The sequence below is a fragment of the Bradyrhizobium sp. LTSP885 genome (genome assembly GCF_000938305.1).
Lineage (GTDB): Bacteria > Pseudomonadota > Alphaproteobacteria > Rhizobiales > Xanthobacteraceae > Bradyrhizobium.
The window spans coordinates 59,958-80,247 of the sequence record NZ_JYMT01000036.1 but is presented as its reverse complement, the minus strand read 5'-3'; the positions used below and the strand labels follow the sequence as shown (position 1 = coordinate 80,247).

Genomic DNA, 20,290 nt, shown 5'->3' with positions numbered 1-20,290 from the left:
AATTTGATGCGGTCTCCGCAGAAATCCGGAGCGAGTCTGTAAATTCGGTCGTCCGATACCGTAGCACTACGTGGCAATGCACGTAACGATGCATATGAAGTTCGCTTGCCGCAAATTGAAGCTAAACCAATGTGCAACCAAATGTTAGTATAACTCAATCACATACTATGAGGATCGTAACTGCGTCCGTGCTGAAATTGGAGCGCCCGCGATGCACAGACCACGTCAACATTTGAATATCCCGACCGAGATCGTTCGCACTGTTGTTGCCATCGCTGAAACGGGAAGCCTGTCGAAGGCCGGGGAGCGTCTCGGCCTGAGTCAGCCCGCGATAAGCTCGCAGGTGAAGCGCCTGCAAAGCCTGGTTGGTGGCGCACTGTTCGTGAGGACAGCGAACGGCACGACAACCACCGAGCTCGGCAAGGTCGCCGTGCAGCAAGCAAGGCGCATTCTTGAAGCGAATGACCAACTGCTTCGGCTCGGTGGCAACAATGAAGGACCGCAGCCGCTGAGGCTGGGGATCAGTACAATGCTCGCCGAGGAGTTTCTGAAGCTGCAGCCAGCCGAGGCACTCACGGATGTGATGGTTCATGCCGACATGTCGCCGGCCATCATCAGGGGGCTCATCGACGGCTACATCGACATCGCCTTCGTCTACAAAAATCCGTCACTCGACTCCGAAGACGAAGTCACTATAGCCAACGAGGTCGAAGAGCGTTCGGCGTGGGTGCGGTCACGGGATTTTGTTCTGCGGCCGGGGGCGCCGATCCCGATCCTCGCGTGGCCGGGCGACGACTGGATGATCCGTACGCTCACCAAGCACAATATCTCGTACAAGATCGTGTTCAGAAGCCCGAATCATCAGTTGCGACTCGAAGCTGCGCGGGCCGGATACGGCCTGACGGCGTGCCCCGAGCGAATGATTCCACCGTTCCTCGTTTCGGCGAAGGACTACTATCTTCCGGAATTGCCGGTCCAGAAGCGACTGCTGTGCGTGCGTCCAGGTCTCGAAGGAAGCCACGCGACGGCGCTGGTGCAGCGGTTGTCCAGCCTGTTCTTCAATGGCGCAAAACCGCTGCGCCAGGTGAGCAATTTGTAGCTGGCGTCGTCCCGAACTGGAGCGTTTTCGAGCGAAGTGGAAACCGGTTCGCGTAAAGAAAACGCGTCGAGACAAGAATCTAGAGCTCCGTTCCGATTCCATCGGAACGGAGCTCTGGCGGCGCCGGTCAATAGTGCGGAGGGCGCTCGTTGGCGGGGCCCGGCGCATGCTGTTCGGTTTCCTGAAGCCGGTCGCGCAGTGCGGCGACCTGGCGGGTCAGCGCGTCGATCTGTTTCCACTGGGCCGTGATGGTCTGGTTCAACGTCTCGATGGTCTCGTCCTGGTAAATCAGCCGGACTTCCAGCGCATCGATCCGTTCGCTGAGCTTTGCGGCATCATTCATGGCCGGCGCTTTCGCTGTCGCATCCGCGTGGGCGCAGGCCGTGCCCGAGCGCGACGCGTTCGTCGAACACAAAGCATTCGCCGCGCCAGCGGCTGTCCCGCTCCGGCGTCTCCTCGAGATATCTGAGAATGCCGCCCTTGAGGTGATAGACCTCGGCGAAACCGTGTGCGAGCAAATAGGCGCTGGCTTTCTCGCAGCGGATGCCGCCGGTGCAGAACATCGCAATCTTCCGGTGCTTCGTTTGATCGAGGTGGCGCGCCGCAAATTCCTTGAACTGCCCAAAGCTCACGATCCCGGGATCGACCGCACCCTCGAAGGTGCCCATGGCGACCTCAAATGCGTTGCGGGTGTCGAGCAGCAGCGTGTCCGGAGAGGCGATCAGCGCATTCCAGTCGGCGGCGTCGACATAGGTGCCGACCCGCCGTGTCGGGTCGACCGTGCCGTCACCGAGCGTCACGATCTCTTTTTTCAACCGCACCTTCAGCCGTTGGAACGGCATCTGCACGGCTTCGGAGAATTTCAGCTCGAGATTGGCGAGGCGTCCGCCGAACAGCGGCCCGTGCTGCAGCTCCGCGACGAAGCCGTCGATGCCAGCGGCTGTGCCGGCCATCGTGCCGTTGATGCCCTCAGGCGCGAGCAGCACGCTGCCCTTGAGGCCGAGCCCGGCGCACAGCACGCGCAGGGGCTCGCGAAGTGCGCGGAGATCCGGCAACGCAGTAAATTGGTAGAAGGCGGCGACCTTGAGGGGCATGACGGGGGTTTATCAGGCCGCCAAGGCGCGCGAAACCCCACAAAGCCATGCGTTATCGTGATAATTCCTCTGGCATGCCAGGCATTGCTCTGCCGGGGATGAATGTGTCATGTACTTCGCGATCACTGGAATCTGCGCCCGAAAATCACGATCAAGCGAGCACTCCGTTATGAGGAATTTCCATTTCGCCGGCCGTTCCACGGTCCATGCCCAGAACGCGATGGTGGCGACATCGCATCCGGAAGCGGCGCTGGTGGCCATCGAGGTCATGCGCGAGGGCGGCACGGCGGCCGACGCTGCGGTCGCGGCCTGCGCGCTGCTCGGCGTCATCGAGCCGCAATCGACCGGCATCGGCGGCGACTGCTTCGCGCTGATCCAGCCCAAGGGCGACGGCAAGATCGTGGCCTATAACGGGTCCGGCCGCGCGCCGATGGCCGCGACCGTCGACTGGTATCTCGAGCGTAATATCCACTCGGTGCCGCTGACATCGGCACATGCCGTTAGCATTCCCGGCGCAATCGATGCCTGGGATGTGATCCTGAAGGATCACGGCAAGTTCGGCTTCGACCGGCTGCTGCAGCCGGCGATCAAGGCCGCCGAAGAGGGTTACGTTGTCGCGCCGCGCATCGCCTTCGACTGGAAGAACCAGTTCGAGAAGCTGAAGAACGGCACCAACACCGAGCGCTATTTGTTGCCGCACGGCAAGCCGGCGGTGGCCGGTGACGTGATCCGCCAGCCCGAGCTTGGCAAGACCTTGCGTGCGATCGCGCAAAAGGGCCGCGATGCCTTCTACAGCGGCGAGATCGCGGCCGACATGGTGGACACGCTGCGCCGGATCGGTGGCCTGCACACGCTGGAGGACTTTGCCGCGCATTCGACCGAGACGACCTCGCCGATCGGCACGGTGTACAGGGGTCACGACGTCTGGCAGTGCCCGCCGAACGGTCCGGGCATCACCATGCTTGTCATGCTGAATATCCTGTCGCGTTTCGACCTGACCAAATTCAAGCCGCTCAGCGTCGAGCGCTTCCATCTCGAGGCGGAAGCCGCGCGCATCGCCTACATGATGCGCGAGCAGTATATCGGCGATCCCCAGCACGCGCATGTCGACGTCGCCGGCATCCTCGCGAAGGAGTTCGCCGACGAGCACATCAAGAACATCCGGATGGATGGGCTGCTCGACCTGCCGAATGTCGCGCCGCCGATGAATCCGTCGACGGTCTACATCACCGTGGTCGACAAGGACCGCAACGTCTGCTCCTTCATCAATTCGATCGCGCATTCGTTCGGCTCGGCGATCGTGTCCGACAAGACCGGGGTCCTGCTGCAGAACCGCGCCGGCGGTTTCCGGATCCAGCCGGGACATCCCAACTGCATCGCGCCGGGCAAGCGCCCGCTGCACACCATCATCCCGTCGCTTGCGACCAAAAATGGCCGCGCCGTGATGCCGTTCGGCGTGATGGGCGGGCAGTATCAGCCGGTCGGCCAGACCCACGTGCTGACCAACATCCTCGACTATGGCTGCGACGTGCAGGAGGCGATCGATATGCCGCGCGGCCTGCATTACGAGGGCGCCTACCAGCTCGAGGACAGCGTGCCGGCCGAGATCGTCGAGGGTCTCAAGAAAATCGGTCACAAGACCACCAGCGTGGTGGGGCCGCTCGGCGGCGGCCAGGCGATCTGGATCGACTGGGACAAGGGCACGCTGACCGGCGGCTCCGATCCGCGCAAGGACGGCTGCGCGCTGGGTTATTGATCGTCGCGGGCTTCGCAGCCGGACGTGCGTTGGCGGAACCAGGTGTTGTCGCGGGGGTTGGTGCTGACAGCCATTCCCCGCGAGGCCCATCATCCGTACCCTCGATTCCGATGACACCGAACAGGCCGATCTGCACGGCGGCTCCTCGCCATGGTTTGCCGCGGCAAGGCAGCCGCCGCGTCCACAGCTCGCCGAAAATCTGGCCTGCGATGCACTCGTTATCGGCGCCGGCATCACCGGCTCGCTGGTTGCCGAACGCCTGACGCGTCAGGGGCTCGACGTCATTGTTGTCGATCGCGAGCGTCCTGGCCGCGGCAGCACCGCGGCGAGCACCTCGATGCTATTATGGGAGATCGATCGTCCACTGGTCGAGCTGACTTCGCTCTACGGCTTCGAGCGCGCCGCACGCGCTTATCGGGCGAGCCTGGCCGCCGTGAGCGGCCTGGTATCGCTGGCGCGTGACCACAACCTTCTCGGAGAGATCAGGACGAAGAACTCGCTTTATCTGGCGGCCGGAAGCTCCGCGGCCGATTTGCTCGACGAGCACCGGCTTCGTCAGCGTGCCGGCCTGCCTGGCGACTTCCTTGATCATGGACGGCTGCTCGAGAGCTACCAGATAGCACGTGCCGGCGCGATCGTGTCGTCTGGCGCGGCCGATGCCGATCCGCTCCAGTTGGCCCGCGGTCTGCTCCGGCTCGCGACCATGCGCGGTGCGCGGCTGTTCGACGCCGAGGCTATCGCATTCGATCCGGAAGGTGAGGCGGTCACCGTTGGATTTGAGGATGGCCGCGAGATTACCGCGAAGGCCGTCGTGCTGGCGACCGGCTATGTGATGCCCGGCATCGTCCATTCGAAGCTCCAGACCGTGTCGTCGAGTTGGGCGATTGCAACCACGCCGCAGCCGCAAAACATCTGGAAGGATGGGGTTCTGATCTGGGAGGACGCGAAGGACTATCTCTATGCGCGAACGACGCCGGCCGGCCGCATCATCATCGGCGGCGAGGACAGCGAGGAGACCATCGCGCCCGATGCCCGCGATCGCCTGATCCCGGAGAAGTCGCGCCAGCTCGTGAAACGTCTTGCCGCGCTTTGGCCATCGGCGGAAACGGAGGTGGAGCATCGCTGGGCCGGGACCTTCGATACCACCAGCGACGGCCTGCCGTTGATCGGTCCAGTCCCTGGCGCGAAGGGGGTCTATGCGGCCTATGGCTACGGTGGCAACGGCATCACCTTCAGCTATCTGGCGGCCCAGTTGATCGGCGATCTTATCGCGGGCGGCACCTCACCATTGCTTGATGATTTCGCGCTGGACCGCGATAGCGGCATGGCCGGTCACTGAAAAACGGCTAGAGATTTGCCGTTCGCTGGGCTAGAGACGGCGATCCTTCACGAGAGGTACAAGATGCGATCTTCCCGACGCACGATCATCAGGACTGCGTTCGCCGGCCTTGCGGCGGCAGTCGCCACACCCGTTGTCAGCCAGATGGCAGCGGCCCAAACCGCAGGAAAGCCCATGACCACAGCCTCAGGCCTTCAAATCACCGACAGCAAGGTCGGCACCGGTGCCTCGCCGAAGCCCGGCCAGACCTGCATCATGCACTACACCGGTTGGCTCTATGAGAACGGCCAGAAGGGCAAGAAATTCGACTCCTCCGTCGACCGCAACGAGCCGTTCGAGTTTCCGATCGGCCAGGGCCATGTGATCAAGGGCTGGGACGAGGGAGTCTCCACCATGAAGGTGGGCGGCAAGCGCACGCTGATCATCCCGCCGAGCCTCGGCTACGGTGCGCGCGGCGCCGGCGGCGTGATCCCGCCGAACGCGACGCTGATGTTCGACGTCGAACTGCTGGGCGTGAAATAACCGGCATGTGAAAAAGGGGGCGCAGCCGTGAAGATTTCGATCCTCGACGATTATTTCGACACGCTGCGCACCCTCGATTGCTTCCACAAGCTCGACGGCTACGACGTCACGATCTGGAACGATCATGTCCAGGATGTCGATGCGCTCGCCGAGCGGTTGCGCGACACCGACGCGCTGGTGCTGATCCGCGAGCGGACCCAAATTCGGACCCCTCTGCTGGAGCGCCTGCCGAATCTGAAACTGATCAGCCAGCGCAGCGTCTATCCGCATATCGACATCGAGACCTGCACACGGCTCGGCATCATCGTCTCCTCGAGCCAGCATGCGGATACGCCATCTTACGCCACTGCCGAATTCACCTGGGGTCTGATCCTCGCGGCGGTGCGCGCGATCCCGCAACAGATGGCGGCGCTGAAGGCGGGCAAGTGGCAGATCGGCGTCGGCCACACGCTGCGTGGCAAGACGCTCGGCATCTACGGTTACGGCCGCATCGGCGCCGTGGTTGCTGACTACGGCAAGGCATTCGGCATGAACGTGCTGGTCTGGGCACGCGAGCCCGCGATGGCCAAGGCGCGCGCCGACGGTTACGAGACCGCCGGCAGCAAGGCAGATTTCTTTGCTCGCTGCGACGTGCTCTCGCTCCACATGCGGCTGGTCGACGCGACACGCGGCATCGTCAAGGCGGAAGACCTCGCGCGCATGAAGCCGACGGCGCTCATCGTCAACACCAGCCGCGCGCCGCTGATCGAGCCGGACGCGCTGGTCGATGCACTGCGCGCAGGCCGCCCCGGCATGGCCGCGATCGACGTCTACGAGAAGGAGCCGCTACGCAACACGTCCGATCCGCTGCTCAACATGGACAATGTGGTCTGCACGCCGCATCTCGGTTACGTCTCGCGCGACGAGTATGAAATCCAGTTTACCGACATCTTCGATCAGATCGTCGCCTTTGCCGCTGATGCACCGACCAACGTGGTCAATCCGAATGTGCTGGCGACGGCGCGCTCCAGAAGCTGACTGGACAACCGGCATGAAAAAGACCGGCCCATGGGACCGGTCTTTCTCCTGGCTACTGCTCAGGCGATCAGAGATTCTTGTTCGCCACGTTGGCAGCTCGGTTGACTGCGTCCTTAGCGGCATCCTTGACGTTACCAACGGCTTTCTGGCCCTTGCCCTTGGCTTCCTGGATCGCGCCTTCGCCCTGCATTTCCTCGGAACCCGTGGCTTCGCCGATCTTCTGCTTGGCTTTGCCCATGGCTTCGTTGGCGTTACCCTTGATCTTGTCGGTTGTGCTGCTCATGACGGCTCCTTCGGATGCAGTGAATCTTCGGAAGGGCAACGTGCGGGCGAAGCCATTGTTCCGATTTTCCGCTCGCCTGCGCGCGCACTTTTCGCTAGCGTTCCACGCATGAAACTTAACTGGCGAAGGCAGGAACAATGAGCGGTTCCCACGATCACGATCATACCCATCCTCACGACCACGATCATCACCATCACGACGACGAGCGCTGGAAGCACGACGGCGTACGCGTGATTCCCGGCAACCAGCTCGATCCGAATGTGCCATCGACGGCCGGCATGGACCGCAAGGCCGCGATCAATTTCGCGCGCGTCGGCGCGCAAAAGTTGTGGGCGGGCACCGTCAGCATCAAGCCTGACGCCAAGACCGGCGCGCATCATCACGGCCATCTCGAAAGCATCATCTATGTCGTGAAGGGCAAGGCGCGGATGCGCTGGGGCGAGAAGCTGCAGTTCACCGCCGAAGCCGGCCCCGGCGATTTCATCTTCGTGCCGCCCTACGTGCCGCACCAGGAAATCAACGCCAGCCGCGACGAGGTGCTCGAATGCGTTCTGGTGCGCTCCGACGGCGAGGCGGTCGCGATCAACCTCGACATCGAGCCGGTGGAGAAGCCGGAGAACGTGCTGTGGGTCGATCCGGTGCACCGGCATCCCGACGAGAAGAAGTGACGACGCGGCTTTGTTCGGCGTCATTCCGGGGCGATGCGCAGCATCGAACTCGCAATCTCGAGCTACAAACTCTGGATTCCGGGTTCATGCGCTGCGCGCGTGCCCCGGAATGACAGCGCAAAAGGGAGGCCAGCATGACGCTCGTTCGTTACGAGAGTGCCGAGCACATCGCGACCATCACGATGGCGCGCAGCGAGAAGCACAACGCGCTCAACAACGCGTTTTGTACGGAGTTGCGTGACGCCTGGCTGCGCTTTCGGGACAGCGACGATCGTGTCGCGGTACTGGCTTCGTCGGAGGAAAAATATTTCTCCGTCGGTGCCGATGTCGCTGATCTTCCCGTCAACATGTGGCACGCCGTGCCTGGCCTTGGTGTCGAGCTGGACAAGCCGGTGATTGCGGCGACATCCGGCTGGGTCGTGGGTGGCGCCTTCGTGCTGGTCCAGATGGCCGATCTGTGTGTTGCGTCGGAGACGACGCGTTTCATCTATCCTGAGGGAAAGATCGGCACCACCGCGGGTGGCGTCTCATCGGTGATGGCGCGGATGCCGCACAAGATCGCGATGGAATTTCTGCTGGTGGGCGAGGAAATGTCGGCGGAGCGCGCCTTCCAGATCGGCTTCGTCAACAAGGTCGCGCCGAAAGGCCAGCACGTCGCGATGGCGCAGGAGATGGCCGCGAAAATTGCCGGCAACGCTCCGCTGGTGGTCCGCGCGCTGAAGAAGCTGGCGCGCGAGGCGATGCCGAAGGGACCCCTGGAAACCGTCGCCGAGGTGCGGCGGCTGCTCGATGAAGTCAGGGACAGCGAAGATCTCAAGGAAGGCGTGAAGGCCTTCGCAGAGAAGCGGAAGCCGACGTTCACGGGGAAATAGCGGTAAGACGCAGCTCTCACCGCATTCGTCATTCCGGGGCTCGCGAAGCGAGAGCCCGGAATCCATCCCGCCACGCGATATGCGGTGAAATGGATTCCGGGCTCGACGCTGCGCGTCGTCCCGGAATGACGGGTGAAGTCACACAAACACCGTGTGATCGATCGGCGTCGTCGGTACCACGTAGCCGTACCGCGTATTCGACGGCTCGGCGCCGGCCTTCTCATATTGCGCTTTCATCATCGCGAAGCGATCGCCCTTCAGCTCCAGCATCGCGCGCTTCGGCTGGATGTTGTAGAGCCGCGCATTGTTGTCGCCGAAGATCGCGGTCTTGACCGGTCCGTCGGCGGGACCGAGCGGTGCGTAGCCGAACTTCTTCTGCATCACTTCGGGAATCTCCAGCCGCCGCAGCCCCTCGATTTGCCATTGCGGCGCGCCGGTCCACAACGCGTCGGTGCCCCAGCAGACGTGATCGACGCCGAGCCCCTTGATCAAGGTGCCCATCAGCGCGGCGCAGACATTGGGCTCGGCGACCAGCGTGGTCGCGAACAATTGCCCGACGTCGCCATAGACATTGTTGACGCCGTATTGCGCGGGGATGTCGGCGAGATCAGAGGTCCAGGCGATCCGGCCGGTACGTTCGAATTCGGCGAGCGCCACCTTCGGATCGCCGCCGACATGGCGATAGGCCGAGTGATAGATCACGAAATTGAGCTGCGGCCAGTCCTTGGCGGCCTGGCCGACATCGGCGACGTCGGCGAAGCCGCGCAAATTCGGATACTGCTTCTCGATCCCGGGCGGGAACAGGCCCTTGTGGACGCAGACATTCTTGATGCCTGCCTTCACCATCTTCTCATAGCCCTTGTAGGTGACCTTCTCGTCGTCCAGCCGCCAGGGGTAGCGGCTGATCTCCTTGTGGGTATTATCGCCGATCGTGTAGCCCTTGCAGGATTCCGGATTCAGGGCGAGCGCGGCATCGAGCTTGTCGAGCCAGCCGGGCTGTCCTGGCGTGAAGATGGCGTGGCAGAACACGCGGCGCGAGCCGGCCTCGTCGTTCATCTTCTTGCGGGCGTCGGCCATCTGCTCGTTGGTCAGGAACCAGTCCTGCTCGATATCCGACGGCGCCGATGAGATCAGCGCGATCTTGGTGTCGCTGTCGAGAAACATCTCCTTCTTGTAGTTGTTGAACTTCAGGTCCTCGATGGTCTGCTCGTGGTCGTTGAGCTCCTTGTTCCAGCCGGCCTTGCCAACCGCCTTGCGCATCTCGACGAAGCCCATGATGCGGGTGTCGTCGCGCAGGAAATGGGTGTGCATGTCCATGATGAACTGGTCCTTCAGTCCATTGGCGCGCGCCTCGGCCATCGCCGGTGTCGCGGCCTCCGCCGGCGTCACGTCGAACAGCGGGCCGTAGACCTGGTTCATCGCGACGAAGGAGGCGGCCATGCCGGCCGCAGTCTGGAAAAATTTTCGGCGGTCGAGGCCCTGCTTGCCGCCGAGATCGTCGGCCATGGCGAGCAGCCGCGCCTCGACCTCGCGCTGCCGCTCATTCTGCGGATCGGGATAGAACTCGTCGCTGGAGACGATCTGGGTCGGGATCGGCGTCGGGTGCTGGCAGAGTTCGGAGGGCATCAAGGCGGCAAGTTCTTGCTCGGTCAGATTGCTGCTCATACTTCGCTCCCGCTTCGCGCCGGATATTTCCGGTCGGACCGCGGGGAGACTAAGCTCAACTCAATCGGTCGTCCGCGCGGATCGCCGGCGACCGTGTTCACAAAATCGTGCACTGGATCTGCGGTCGTGAAACGCCGGCGTTGCGCGTTCACTCGCAGCCTTACGCAGGCGCTGCTATGCTCGATCGCACCGGACGAAGAATCCGAGCCGCAGGGGAGACCAAGCATGACCCACTTCGACGATCCGCGCCCCGACCATTCGCGACGCACCGTCATCAAGGGCATTGGCGTTGCAACGGCGGCCAGTGTGCTCGGGGCGCCGGCGCAGGCCGCAACGGCGGTCCCAGCCGAAGGCGAGATCTGGAGCAGCGAGTATTGGGCGAAGAAGGGCGACATTCCCCTGTGGATGTTTCGCAAGCGGGTCGGCGCGCCGAAGCCGGGCGAGCCGGCGCGGCCGGTCGTGTTCTTTGTCCACGGCTCGTCGGTGACCTCAAGGGCCTTCGACCTCACCGTGCCAGGCAAGGGCGAATATTCGCTGCTCAACGCCTTCGCGCGCTTTGGCTTCGATTGCTGGACCATGGATCATGAGAATTACGGCAAGTCAGGCCGCACGTCCGGCAATGCGGACATCGCGAGCGGCGTCGAGGATTTGAAGGCCGCCGCGGAGGTGATCGCCCGCGAGACCGGGCAGACGAGATACCACTTCGTCGGCGAATCCTCCGGCGCGCTGCGCGCGGGCGCCTACGCAATGGCGGCCCCTGATCGGATCGACCGCCTGGTGTTCGCGGCCTTCACCTACAAGGGCGAGGGCTCGCCGACACTGGCGAAACGCGCCGAGCAACTCGCCTATTATCGCAGCCACAACATGCGCAAGCGCGACCGTGACATGATCCGCTCGATCGCGACCCGCGATAAACCAGGCACGTCGGATCCCGCGGTGATGGATGCGTTGGCCGATGTCGAAATGCAGTTCGGCGACCAGATTCCGACCGGCACCTATCTCGACATGACCGCCAACCTGCCCGTGGTGCATCCGGAGAAGGTGCTGGCGCCGGTGCTGCTGGTGCGCGGCGAATATGACGGCATTGCCGCAGTTCCAGATCTCGAGGAGTTCTTCAACAAGCTGCCGAACGGCGACCGGCAATTCATCATCTTGCCCGGCACGGCGCATTCGGTGGCGCTCGCGATCAACCGCGAACTGTTCTGGCATGTGACGCGGGCCTTCCTGACCATGCCGGCGCCGGTCGTTACTTAAGCGATGTCGTTCCGGGGCGTGCGAAGCACGAACCTCAGATGCGCAATTGCGCATCGGGGAACCTCGAGATTCCGGGTTCGATGCTATGCATCGCCCCTGAATGACACCTGAAAATTCTTGGCGCCGATGTCGGGAGTCCCTCACCCGGTTCGTCCTCGGGGCACAACCCGCAAAAAAGGAGCGCCTTGATGTCCAAACTGGTCTTCATCAATCTGCCGGTCAGCAATCTCGCCCGTGCCACCGCCTTCTACGAGGCGATCGGCGCGACCAAAAATCCGCAATTCTCCGACGACACCGCCTCCTGCATGGTGATCTCAGAGACCATCCACACCATGCTTTTGACCCACGACAAATTCCGGCAGTTCACGCCCAAGACAATCTCCGACGCCAAGACCACGAGCGAAGTGCTGATCTGCCTCTCCGCCGATAGCCGTGACGCGGTCGACGACACCGTGAGCAAGGCCAGGGGCGCCGGCGGCACCGCCGATCCGTCGCCGAAGCAGGATTATGGCTTCATGTATGGCCGCAGTTTTGAGGATCCCGATGGCCACATCTGGGAAATGATGTGGATGGATGTCGAAGCCGCGACCAAGGCGCAGTCCGCTGCGGCGGACGCCTGATCGCATTGCTCGGCTACTGGATGCCCCGCTTGAAGCGGGGCATGACAGTTTGCTTAATAACTGAACCGCAATCCCACGCCGCCATGGATGGTGTTGCCGACCGGCTGCGGGCCGGCGGTGCCGTTGAGGAAGAGGTCGGCGACCCAGCCCTTGTTGATGCGGAAGCCGACCCGGCCGCCATATTCGAACCAGCCCTGGTTGCCGATCGTCGGCACGATGGTCCCGTCGCCGGTGACGGTGGCGACGATGCCGGAATGGGTGGCGAAGGATTGCACCCAGCCGCCATTGATATTGGCTTCGATGTTCGATCCGAACAGATGCGTCCACTGGCCGCCGACCTTGACCAAATTGGTACGATCGGTGCCGTCGGCGATCGACGCATTGAACGGATTGAACGCGACGGTGGGATCGCTGTAGCCCTTGACCCGCTGCCACAACTGCCAGACCTCGACCGAGGCCGCGACCTCGTCACGCGGCGACAGGCGGCTGATCCAGCCCGCGCGGCCGTAGACGCCGTAGTTCTCGCTCGTTGTCTCGCCGGTGACCGACACCGGTCCGAGGCTTGTCGTGTAGCTGCGGGTGTAGCGCACCTTTTCGAACGGCGAGAGAATCGTGCCGATGTCGAAGAACGGCCGCGACGAGCCCCAATCGACGAAGTCATAGCGCAGCGCGAAGGCGCCGATCGGTGCGCTGGTGACGTTGTAGCCGCCCTCGCCGTACTGCGTGTAGGCGATGCCGGCAAGCAGCGACAGGTTCGGCGTGAGGGTCTTGCGGCCGTGGATGCCGGCCGAGAACGAGCCGGCTGAACCGAACGCACTGATGCAGTCGTCGCAATTGACCTGTTCGTTGACACCGAGCAGCACCGAGCCGAGCACACGGTTGGTGATCATCTGGTTGAAACGCTGGTCGGCCAGGCCATTGATCGAGCCGCCGCTCGATGGCGCGCCGGTGATTGGCGTCGGTGTGGGCGTAGGCGTCGGAGTCGGAGTAGGCGTGGGCGTGGGCGTGGGGGTTGGTGTCGGAGTAGGTGTTGGCGTTGGAGTAGGTGTCGGCGTTGGAGTGGGCGTCGGGGTAGGCGTGGGCGTCGGGGTAGGTGTGGGCGTCGGGGTAGGCGTGGGTGTCGGAGTTGGCGTAGGTGTCGGCGGCGCTTCCTGGGCCCATGCGGGAGTTACCGCAAGCGTCGACGTCGCCACCAACGTGATGGCAAGCGCCTGGCCAAGGCGTCGACCAAATCCAGCAGAACGCGCTTGCGAAGGCTGCGATCCATCCCGCATAAAGGGTCGTCGAACGCTCACGGTCGCCTCACTGGCTGGCTAAACTGTTTGAAGCCTCCACGCATGGACATTTGTCCACTCAGGTTTTCAATCTTGTGCGAGATCCAATGGATCTGATCTGCTATTTGCATCCTGGCTGGCGACCGCTGATTCGCCCGGCGCCTGCGCGGCGCGACTGGATGGACCGAACGCCGGAATCGTTCGCCTATCGTTGTCTGCCCCTGAATATCGCCAACGCGCATGGCTGGGAGTTGCTCAATCCCTGCGCCTTCGATGCCTGCTGGAACGGTGAGACCGACACCGGCGCTGTTACGATCAGGGCGCAAGCAGATGGATCTGTCGCGAGCCATGCGACGTCCCTGTTCGGGCAGGGTATCCTCACATTCCACATTCCCGGCATCTTTCGCACGCCTCCGGGATGGAATTTGTGGGTCGGCGGTTCGCCGAACCGTCCGAAGGACGGGATTCATCCGCTGACCGGAATCGTCGAAACCGATTGGTCGCCGTTCACCTTCACCATGAACTGGCGCTTTACCCGTCCGAACCACTGGATTCATTTCGAAGCCGGCGAACCGATCTGCTTCTTCTTTCCGGTTCAGCGCGCGCTGCTCGACGACGTCGAGCCCGTAATGGCGCCGATCGATGCCGAGCCGGATCTGCTCAACCGCTTTCAGGAATGGAGCAGGGGACGCGACAGCTTCGTGTTGCAAATGGCCGATCAGCCGCCGCCGGCTCCCGCCGACAGGTGGCAGAAGCATTACTACCGTGGCGTCGATATGAGCGGGAAAGAGCAGGTCGCGGACCATCGCACGCGACTGCGGCTCAAGCCGTTCGATGTTTCGGCCGTTCCCGATCTGCCGGAGTCGGTTGCGACGGTCTCCAGCGTAGGGTCCGCCGCGCCGAACCAGGCCGCGCAGCAGAATACGCCGCAATCTCAATCCAGGCTCGACCTGCGCAAGCGCGAGTGGCTGCTGGACACGCTGGAGCGGCTGCGCACGCTGTCGCCGCAATATCAGGATATCCAAAGGCGCGCGGCGCTGAGCAGCGACGAATTCCTCGATCGTTACTATGCAGCCAATCGTCCCGTCATCCTGACCGGTGAAATGTCCGCCTGGCCCGCGCTGGCGAAATGGACGCCGACCTATCTCAAGCGTGCCGTCGGCAATGTCGAAGCAATGTCGGCGCTGCACCCGGACATGGGATTTCCGGACAAATTCCTGACCCGCGACGGCGAGCATCCCAACGGCACGATACGGATCGGGCCGGCGGGGAGCCTGACCTCGCTGCGCTACGATCTCGCCAACAATCTGATCGCGCAGGTGGTCGGACGCAGCCGCTTGCTGGTGCTGCCGGCCGCGGAGGTCGGCAAGCTCTACAACCATCAGCACGTCTTCAGCGAGATCGCGGATATCGAGGATCCTACGCTGCCGCTGTCGCGTTTCCCGCAGCTCGCCGACGCAAACTTCACCGAAGTGACGCTGATGCCCGGCGAGATGCTTTTCATGCCGGTGGCGTGGTGGCATCAGGTCCGCTCGATCGATTTCAGCGTCACCGTGTCCTACACGAATTTCCGCTGGCCGAACGACGCTGGCAGAAGCTTTCCGGTCCCCTGATCGGTGCGTGCCTGAGGACATGCTCATCGTCCGCACAGCATGCCGGTGGGATCGTCGTCGACCGGCGGCGTCACCGGCGTCGCGTCGGCATATTGGGTGACCGTGCATAGTCCCGCTGTCTGGCTGCAGGTCGCGGCAAACGTCCAGGGCGGGTTGTTGGTTTTCTGGATCGTGATGCGGCCGCCGGTCGAGGTGATGATCGCGGTGTCGCCGGGCTTGGTCAGCTCGACGCACTGGAAGTTCGTGGTGCAGACGGTCGCAGCACCCTCCTGCAGCACAATGGTGCTCTTGCCCCGCTGCGACAGCGTGTCGATGATGGTGCCGCGAACGCCGATGGTCGCAAGCGGCGTCGTGATCTTGTAGGCGGCCTTGTCCGAATGGCCGGTGACGAATCGGAACGCACCTGACGTCAGCCGGATCGCGACGTCGCGATAATGATGCTCGTCGTCGAACACGGTGCGGTCGAGCTTGAGCGTCGAGCCCGGCCCGAGCGAGAGGTTGGTGCTGTCGGCCATCACCAGCCGCGTCGCGCTGTCGGCGCCGGTGCGAACGGTCTCGTCGCGCAGCAGCGCATCGCCGACATTGATCTGCGTTGTCGATGAGGCGGCGACACGAACGACTTCATTCTTGACGACGGCAGCTTCGCCGACGCGGGTCTGCGCCTGAACGGGAGTTGCCGTCAGCGCGACTACAAAACCGAATGAAAGAATTGAGAGAAAGCTGCGAGGCGAATTCATTTCCAAACCGATCGACCTGTCCCGACATCGTACCGGATCGCGCATGCATCTGATGTTGTAATTTTATCACAAGCAGCGCTGAGTTGACTCGGATGGTTAGTGTCGGTGAATTCGAGATGCGTTCAACGTGATGGACATGAAAGTGACTTCCGATCACACTCGTCACGTACATCACGTCAGACAAGTTCGACGTACCTCACACATCGCTCACACTCGCCTCGGTCGCATCACATTCGATCCGTGAAAACCGTATCCGAATCCCCTTCTGTTCTGCGGCGTCCGGCCGCGCGTACAGCGATCATCGCTGCCGCGATCTTCGTCGCGGCTCAGGTCGTGCTGCTGCTCGGAATCTCCACGCCGGACAAGCTCTATTTCGACGAGGTGCATTACGTGCCGGCGGCGCGGCAGCTGCTGTTGCCGGCGATTGAGGGGCCGATCCTCAACCCGATGCATCCGCCGCTCGCCAAGGAGATCATTGCGCTCTCGATCAGGGCGTTCGGCGACGGGCCGCTGGGATGGCGTTATCCTGCGACGCTGTTCGGTGCGCTCGCGCTGGTCGGCGTCTATCTCTGCGCGCTTGCGCTGTTCGCATCGCAGGAGCGCGCGATCGCAGCCATGCTACTCGCTTTCTTCAACCAGATGCTATTTGTCCAGTCGCGGATTGCGATGCTGGATATTTTCGCGCTCGCTTTCAGCCTGTTCGCGATCGCGGCCTTCATCCATGGTTTCAGGCAAAGCCGACCGCAACTCGCCTTTGCGCTGGCGGGGCTTGCCGTCGGCTTGTCGATGGCCTGCAAATGGAGCGGGCTGTTCGTGCTCGCGACCTGTATTGCGATCGTAGTATTGATCCGTCTGATGCAGAGCTGGCGCACGCGCTTTGCCGACGGCAATGATGAGGACTGGTACCGGCCGGATCAATGGCCGGATTTCCGCGTCCATCATTTCGTCGCCTGCTTCATGCTGATCCCGGCGGTCGTCTATCTCGCGACCTTCGTGCCGCTGTATGGGCTGTCGATCTCCGATCTGATCGAAGCGCAGCGCCGTATCTTTGCCGACAACACCACGACTGCGATCGCCGGTCATCCCTATTCGAGCACATGGCCGTCCTGGCCGTTCCTGGTGCGGCCGGTCTGGTATTTGTTCGAAAAGGTCGGCGACGGCCGGATCGCGGCGGTGGTGTTTCTCGGCAATCCGCTGATCCTGTGGCCCGCGCTGATTGCGCTCGCGGTGGCGCTTCGCGACTGGATCGTCGCGCGCAAGCGCGATGCGTTCCTGGTGCTTGCGTTCTACCTCGGCCCGTATCTCGCCTGGGCGTTGCTGCCGCGAACGCTCGGCTTCATCTATTATTATCTGCCGGCTGCGACCACGGCGAGCCTTATGCTGGTCTATGCATTGACGCGCAAGGGCGCGCCACGCTGGCTGCTATGGGCGTTCGTCGCGGTCGGAGGCGCGGGCTTCGTCGCGATGCTGCCAATCACGGCGGCGTTCGTCGAGACGTCGATGGCGACGTTCGGCCGGCTGATGCTGTTCCAGAGCTGGATCTGAGACGTAGCTCAGAAGCCGAACCAGGAGATCCGGCTCCAGGAGATGTGGTGCCGGTGGAAACTCGGCAAATAGATCGGGAACGGCTCCCAATAGGCGTAGTGCCGGTAGTGGCGATGGGCGTAACGGCGATGGCGGCGCGGCGCCGGTTCGGCCGCAGCCGACTGCGGTGACGCCTCCGCGGCCTTCGGTGCGATCGACGGACGCGGCACGCTTGCCGGCGTCTCGCCTTGCGCCGGCACAGCGGGCGCTGCTGCCGCCGGTGCCGCGGCATCCTTCGGTGCGGGGGCGTCTTCGGCATGCACCAGCGACGCGCCGATGGTTAGCAGTGCCGCAATGGCAATGCCCGTCAGTTGCTTCTTCATGTCGAGATTCCCCCAGGGGCAATGGGCCGTGGCTGCTCAGCCGCCACGGTCGGTGGAAATGGACTTTTGAAATTGAGCGATCCGCCTGGCGTTGCCGACAGGCGGATCGAACACGTGAAGGTTATTGCGACGCCGTCTTGGTGTCCATGTTGACGACCTGGACGCGGCGGTTGGCCGGGTCCATCGGCGCGTTCGGGTCCTTCGGCCTGTCCTTGCCGTAGCCGACGGTCACGAGGTTGGAGCCGTTCAGGCCGTAGCGCTGGACCAGGTATTTCTTGATGGTGTCGGCGCGGCGCTCCGACAGACCCTGGTTGTAGGTTTCGCCGCCGACCGCATCGGTGTGGCCGGCGACGACGAAGGTCGAATCCTTCAGGCTGGCGTCGGACAGCGCCTTGCCGAGTTCCTGCACGGCCTGGTTCGACTCCTTGCTGATGTCAGCCGAGTTGTAGTCGAAGTGAATCTCCAGATCGATCTTCGGCTTGTTCGAGGCGATCTCGGCGATCTCCTGGCGCTCACCAAGCGACAGCGACCGGGTCTGCCGGTTGCGGACCGTGTTGAGGAAGCTCGATTCCTTGACCGATATGGCCGGGTCGACCTGCGGGCCGGCCGACAGGCCGCGGGTGACCGGTTTCGGCTTCAATGCGTTCAGGATCTGGGCGGCGGGGACGGTGTCGTCACCAGCCAGTGCGAGGCCCGCCGTCATCGACAGCACGGCGCCGATCGTCAGAAGAGACAGGGAGAGAGAGCGGGTCATGGTGTTCATCCTCGACTGTGACGCCAGCCAATCTGGCTTGCTGTCAATTTGATGCCGGGACACTAGAACCGGTTCAAAGCCCTGAATGTGATCTAGGTCACGTTGAGATTCTCGTACCGTTCCGCCACCGCTGCGACGGCGAGGACGGGCGAGGGGGACTTTCTTTGAATCCCGTCCCCAGAGCTGCGCACCAGCGGCGCGTCGCACCGTCGTTGAAGCGGGTTCGAGCGTCCCATTCCCCTGTGTGATCTGCATCACGGTAGAGAACCGCGCGCCGGATCACATTGCACCCATCGGATGAGGACCTCCCGGGCAGCACGCCCCGAGGTCAGGCAAGGGGAGAGTGGATCATGCGGCGGCTTTTGATTGCAGCTCTATCACTGGCGGGATTTCTGGTCGGCACGGATGCGGCACTCGCCGACAAGCGGGTGGCCTTTGTGGTCGGCAACGGCGCCTACAAGAACGTGGCGCAGCTGCCCAACCCGGCGGCCGATGCAAAGGCGATGGCCAAGCTGCTGCGCAATGTCGGCTTCGAGGTTGTCGAGGGATCGAACCTGACCCGCGACAAGATGACGGAGAAGCTGCTGGACTTCGGCAAGAAGGCGGAGGGCGCCGACGTCGCGCTGTTCTTCTATGCTGGTCACGGCATCGCGGTGAACGGCACCAACTATCTACTGCCTGTTGACGCCGACCTCAAATCCGAAATGGACGTCAAGCTTGGTGCGGCGATCAACGTCGATCTCACGCTCGAGCAGACCATGGGCGATGCCAAGGTCAAGCTCGTGCTGCTCGATGCCTGCCGCGACAACCCGTTTGCCGCCAAGATCCGTTCCGCCAAGGCGACCCGCAGCGTCAGCGTGGAGACTGGCCTTGCCGAGATGAAGTCGGGCGAGGGCACCCTGATCGCATTTGCGACCGGCCCCGGCCAGACCGCGCTCGACGGCGAGAACGGCACCAACAGCCCGTTCACCCGCGCGCTGCTCGCCAACATTGCGACCCCTGGCGTCGAGATCCAGCAGGCCATGACCAAGGTCCGCGCCCAGGTCAACGAGGAGACCAACAAGGGCCAGCTGCCTTGGGGCCACACCAATTTGATCGGCACCGTCTATCTCAACCCGACGGCGGCGGCTGCCTCGCCCGAAACCGCGACGACCGAAGCTGCGGCTTCGTCCGGGACCGGCTCCGAGGTCGAGCTCGAATTCTGGCGCTCGATCAAGGACACCAACAAGGTCGAAGAGCTCAACGCTTACCTGACCAAATATCCGAACGGCACCTTCAAGCCGATCGCGCTCGCCCGCGTCGCCTCGCTGCAGGACGGCCCGTCGACCACGACGCGCAACCTCACGACCGGCACCGACACCGATCCTGCGACCTTCAACGAGGAAGCAAGTCAGGTGACCGAGGATCAGCTTGGGCTCGATCGCAACCAGCGCCGCGACGTGCAGCGCCGCCTCACCGGCCTCGGCTTCGACGTCAAGGTCTCCGGCAAGTTCGACGACGCCACTCGGGCCGTGATCACCCGCTGGCAGGCCGCCCGCTTCTATCCGAAGAGCGGCTATCTCAACGCGCTGCAGCACAAGGCGCTGCAGACCGAGATCCTCGCGAGCCGCGTCGCCTCCGCCTCCAGCGACGAGTCCGACGACGAGCCCCGTCCGTCGCGCCGCCATGGCGGCGGCGGTGGCGGCAGCCGTCACTATCATCATGGCGGCGGCGGTGGCCCGGGCGCCTTCTTCGGCGGCATGATGGGAGGACTGTTCCGCCACTGAGGGTCCGAGATCCGAATTTCGACATCGAAGGCGGCCTCACGGGCCGCCTT

Annotated in this window: 19 protein-coding genes and 1 pseudogene; 12 read left to right on the top strand and 8 right to left on the bottom strand. The window is 63.1% G+C overall.

Annotation, left to right across the window (positions count from 1 at the left end; all coding sequences use genetic code 11):
- Window positions 1–211 precede the first annotated feature (211 nt).
- On the top strand, window positions 212–1,099 hold the full coding sequence (locus UP09_RS22935) for a LysR family transcriptional regulator (protein WP_245302151.1): 888 nt from the start codon (window positions 212–214) through the stop codon (window positions 1,097–1,099).
- Between the two features lie 127 nt (window positions 1,100–1,226).
- On the opposite strand, the gene UP09_RS22930 is transcribed toward UP09_RS22935, so the two are convergent.
- Entirely contained in the window at window positions 1,227–1,442 is a 216-nt protein-coding gene (locus UP09_RS22930; protein ID WP_044540559.1) for a SlyX family protein, read from the bottom strand.
- Window positions 1,435–2,193, bottom strand: coding sequence for an oxygen-dependent tRNA uridine(34) hydroxylase TrhO (gene trhO, locus UP09_RS22925; protein ID WP_044540558.1), 759 nt, complete (start codon window positions 2,191–2,193; stop codon window positions 1,435–1,437). The genes UP09_RS22930 and trhO overlap by 8 nt, the downstream gene beginning before the upstream one ends.
- Window positions 2,194–2,362: 169 nt before the next feature.
- Between trhO and ggt the strand changes: the two genes are divergently transcribed.
- From ggt to UP09_RS22905, 4 genes are all read left to right on the top strand, one after another.
- Window positions 2,363–3,949: a gamma-glutamyltransferase gene (gene ggt, locus UP09_RS22920; protein ID WP_044540557.1), complete on the top strand. Its 1,587-nt coding sequence runs from the start codon at window positions 2,363–2,365 to the stop codon at window positions 3,947–3,949.
- An 88-nt stretch (window positions 3,950–4,037) separates the two neighbouring features.
- Window positions 4,038–5,288, top strand: a complete 1,251-nt coding sequence (locus UP09_RS22915) for an NAD(P)/FAD-dependent oxidoreductase (protein ID WP_349643926.1) — start codon at window positions 4,038–4,040, stop codon at window positions 5,286–5,288.
- 63 nt (window positions 5,289–5,351) lie between these two features.
- Window positions 5,352–5,810, top strand: a complete 459-nt coding sequence (locus tag UP09_RS22910) for an FKBP-type peptidyl-prolyl cis-trans isomerase (protein WP_082070247.1) — start codon at window positions 5,352–5,354, stop codon at window positions 5,808–5,810.
- Between the two features lie 27 nt (window positions 5,811–5,837).
- On the top strand, window positions 5,838–6,827 hold the full coding sequence (locus tag UP09_RS22905; RefSeq protein ID WP_044540554.1) for a D-2-hydroxyacid dehydrogenase family protein: 990 nt from the start codon (window positions 5,838–5,840) through the stop codon (window positions 6,825–6,827).
- 67 nt (window positions 6,828–6,894) lie between these two features.
- Here UP09_RS22905 and UP09_RS22900 read toward each other — a convergent pair whose 3' ends face one another.
- Window positions 6,895–7,110 (bottom strand): CsbD family protein, encoded by a 216-nt coding sequence (locus UP09_RS22900; RefSeq protein WP_044540553.1) that lies wholly within the window; start codon window positions 7,108–7,110, stop codon window positions 6,895–6,897.
- 137 nt (window positions 7,111–7,247) lie between these two features.
- Here UP09_RS22900 and UP09_RS22895 point away from each other — a divergent pair, with 137 nt between their 5' ends.
- Together UP09_RS22895 and UP09_RS22890 are read left to right on the top strand one after the other, a co-directional pair.
- Window positions 7,248–7,778 carry a cupin domain-containing protein gene (locus tag UP09_RS22895; RefSeq protein ID WP_044540552.1) on the top strand — a complete coding sequence of 177 codons (531 nt, stop codon included), beginning with the start codon at window positions 7,248–7,250 and terminating at the stop codon, window positions 7,776–7,778.
- 134 nt (window positions 7,779–7,912) lie between these two features.
- Window positions 7,913–8,650, top strand: a complete 738-nt coding sequence (locus UP09_RS22890) for an enoyl-CoA hydratase/isomerase family protein (RefSeq protein WP_044540551.1) — start codon at window positions 7,913–7,915, stop codon at window positions 8,648–8,650.
- Window positions 8,651–8,788: 138 nt separating this feature from the next.
- Here the strand turns inward: UP09_RS22890 and UP09_RS22885 are convergent, their stop codons facing one another.
- Window positions 8,789–10,315, bottom strand: coding sequence for an amidohydrolase family protein (locus tag UP09_RS22885; RefSeq protein WP_044540550.1), 1,527 nt, complete (start codon window positions 10,313–10,315; stop codon window positions 8,789–8,791).
- A 225-nt stretch (window positions 10,316–10,540) separates the two neighbouring features.
- On the opposite strand from UP09_RS22885, the gene UP09_RS22880 reads away from it, so the two are divergent.
- Entirely contained in the window at window positions 10,541–11,569 is a 1,029-nt protein-coding gene (locus UP09_RS22880; RefSeq protein ID WP_052833182.1) for an alpha/beta hydrolase, read from the top strand.
- 188 nt (window positions 11,570–11,757) lie between these two features.
- A complete protein-coding gene (locus tag UP09_RS22875) occupies window positions 11,758–12,189 on the top strand; it encodes a VOC family protein (RefSeq protein ID WP_044540549.1) in 432 nt (143 codons plus the stop codon).
- 53 nt (window positions 12,190–12,242) lie between these two features.
- Here UP09_RS22875 and UP09_RS22870 read toward each other — a convergent pair.
- Window positions 12,243–13,262 (bottom strand): annotated as a pseudogene (locus tag UP09_RS22870) (hypothetical protein); the annotation flags it as partial.
- Between the two features lie 308 nt (window positions 13,263–13,570).
- Between UP09_RS22870 and UP09_RS36620 the strand changes: the two are divergent.
- Window positions 13,571–15,076 carry a DUF6065 family protein gene (locus tag UP09_RS36620; RefSeq protein WP_063840156.1) on the top strand — a complete coding sequence of 502 codons (1,506 nt, stop codon included), beginning with the start codon at window positions 13,571–13,573 and terminating at the stop codon, window positions 15,074–15,076.
- Between the two features lie 23 nt (window positions 15,077–15,099).
- On the opposite strand, the gene UP09_RS22860 is transcribed toward UP09_RS36620, so the two are convergent.
- Entirely contained in the window at window positions 15,100–15,813 is a 714-nt protein-coding gene (locus tag UP09_RS22860; RefSeq protein ID WP_044540548.1) for a FecR family protein, read from the bottom strand.
- Window positions 15,814–16,053: 240 nt separating this feature from the next.
- On the opposite strand from UP09_RS22860, the gene UP09_RS22855 reads away from it, so the two are divergent.
- Window positions 16,054–17,358 carry a phospholipid carrier-dependent glycosyltransferase gene (locus UP09_RS22855; protein ID WP_044540547.1) on the top strand — a complete coding sequence of 435 codons (1,305 nt, stop codon included), beginning with the start codon at window positions 16,054–16,056 and terminating at the stop codon, window positions 17,356–17,358.
- 8 nt (window positions 17,359–17,366) lie between these two features.
- On the opposite strand, the gene UP09_RS22850 is transcribed toward UP09_RS22855, so the two are convergent.
- Together UP09_RS22850 and UP09_RS22845 are read right to left on the bottom strand one after the other, a co-directional pair.
- Complete coding sequence (locus UP09_RS22850) at window positions 17,367–17,720, bottom strand: hypothetical protein (RefSeq protein ID WP_044540546.1); 354 nt, start codon at window positions 17,718–17,720, stop codon at window positions 17,367–17,369.
- 121 nt (window positions 17,721–17,841) lie between these two features.
- Window positions 17,842–18,474 (bottom strand): OmpA family protein, encoded by a 633-nt coding sequence (locus tag UP09_RS22845; RefSeq protein WP_156164737.1) that lies wholly within the window; start codon window positions 18,472–18,474, stop codon window positions 17,842–17,844.
- Window positions 18,475–18,824: 350 nt separating this feature from the next.
- Between UP09_RS22845 and UP09_RS22840 the strand changes: the two genes are divergently transcribed.
- Complete coding sequence (locus tag UP09_RS22840) at window positions 18,825–20,240, top strand: caspase family protein (protein WP_044540544.1); 1,416 nt, start codon at window positions 18,825–18,827, stop codon at window positions 20,238–20,240.
- The last annotated feature ends 50 nt before the right edge of the window (window positions 20,241–20,290 follow it).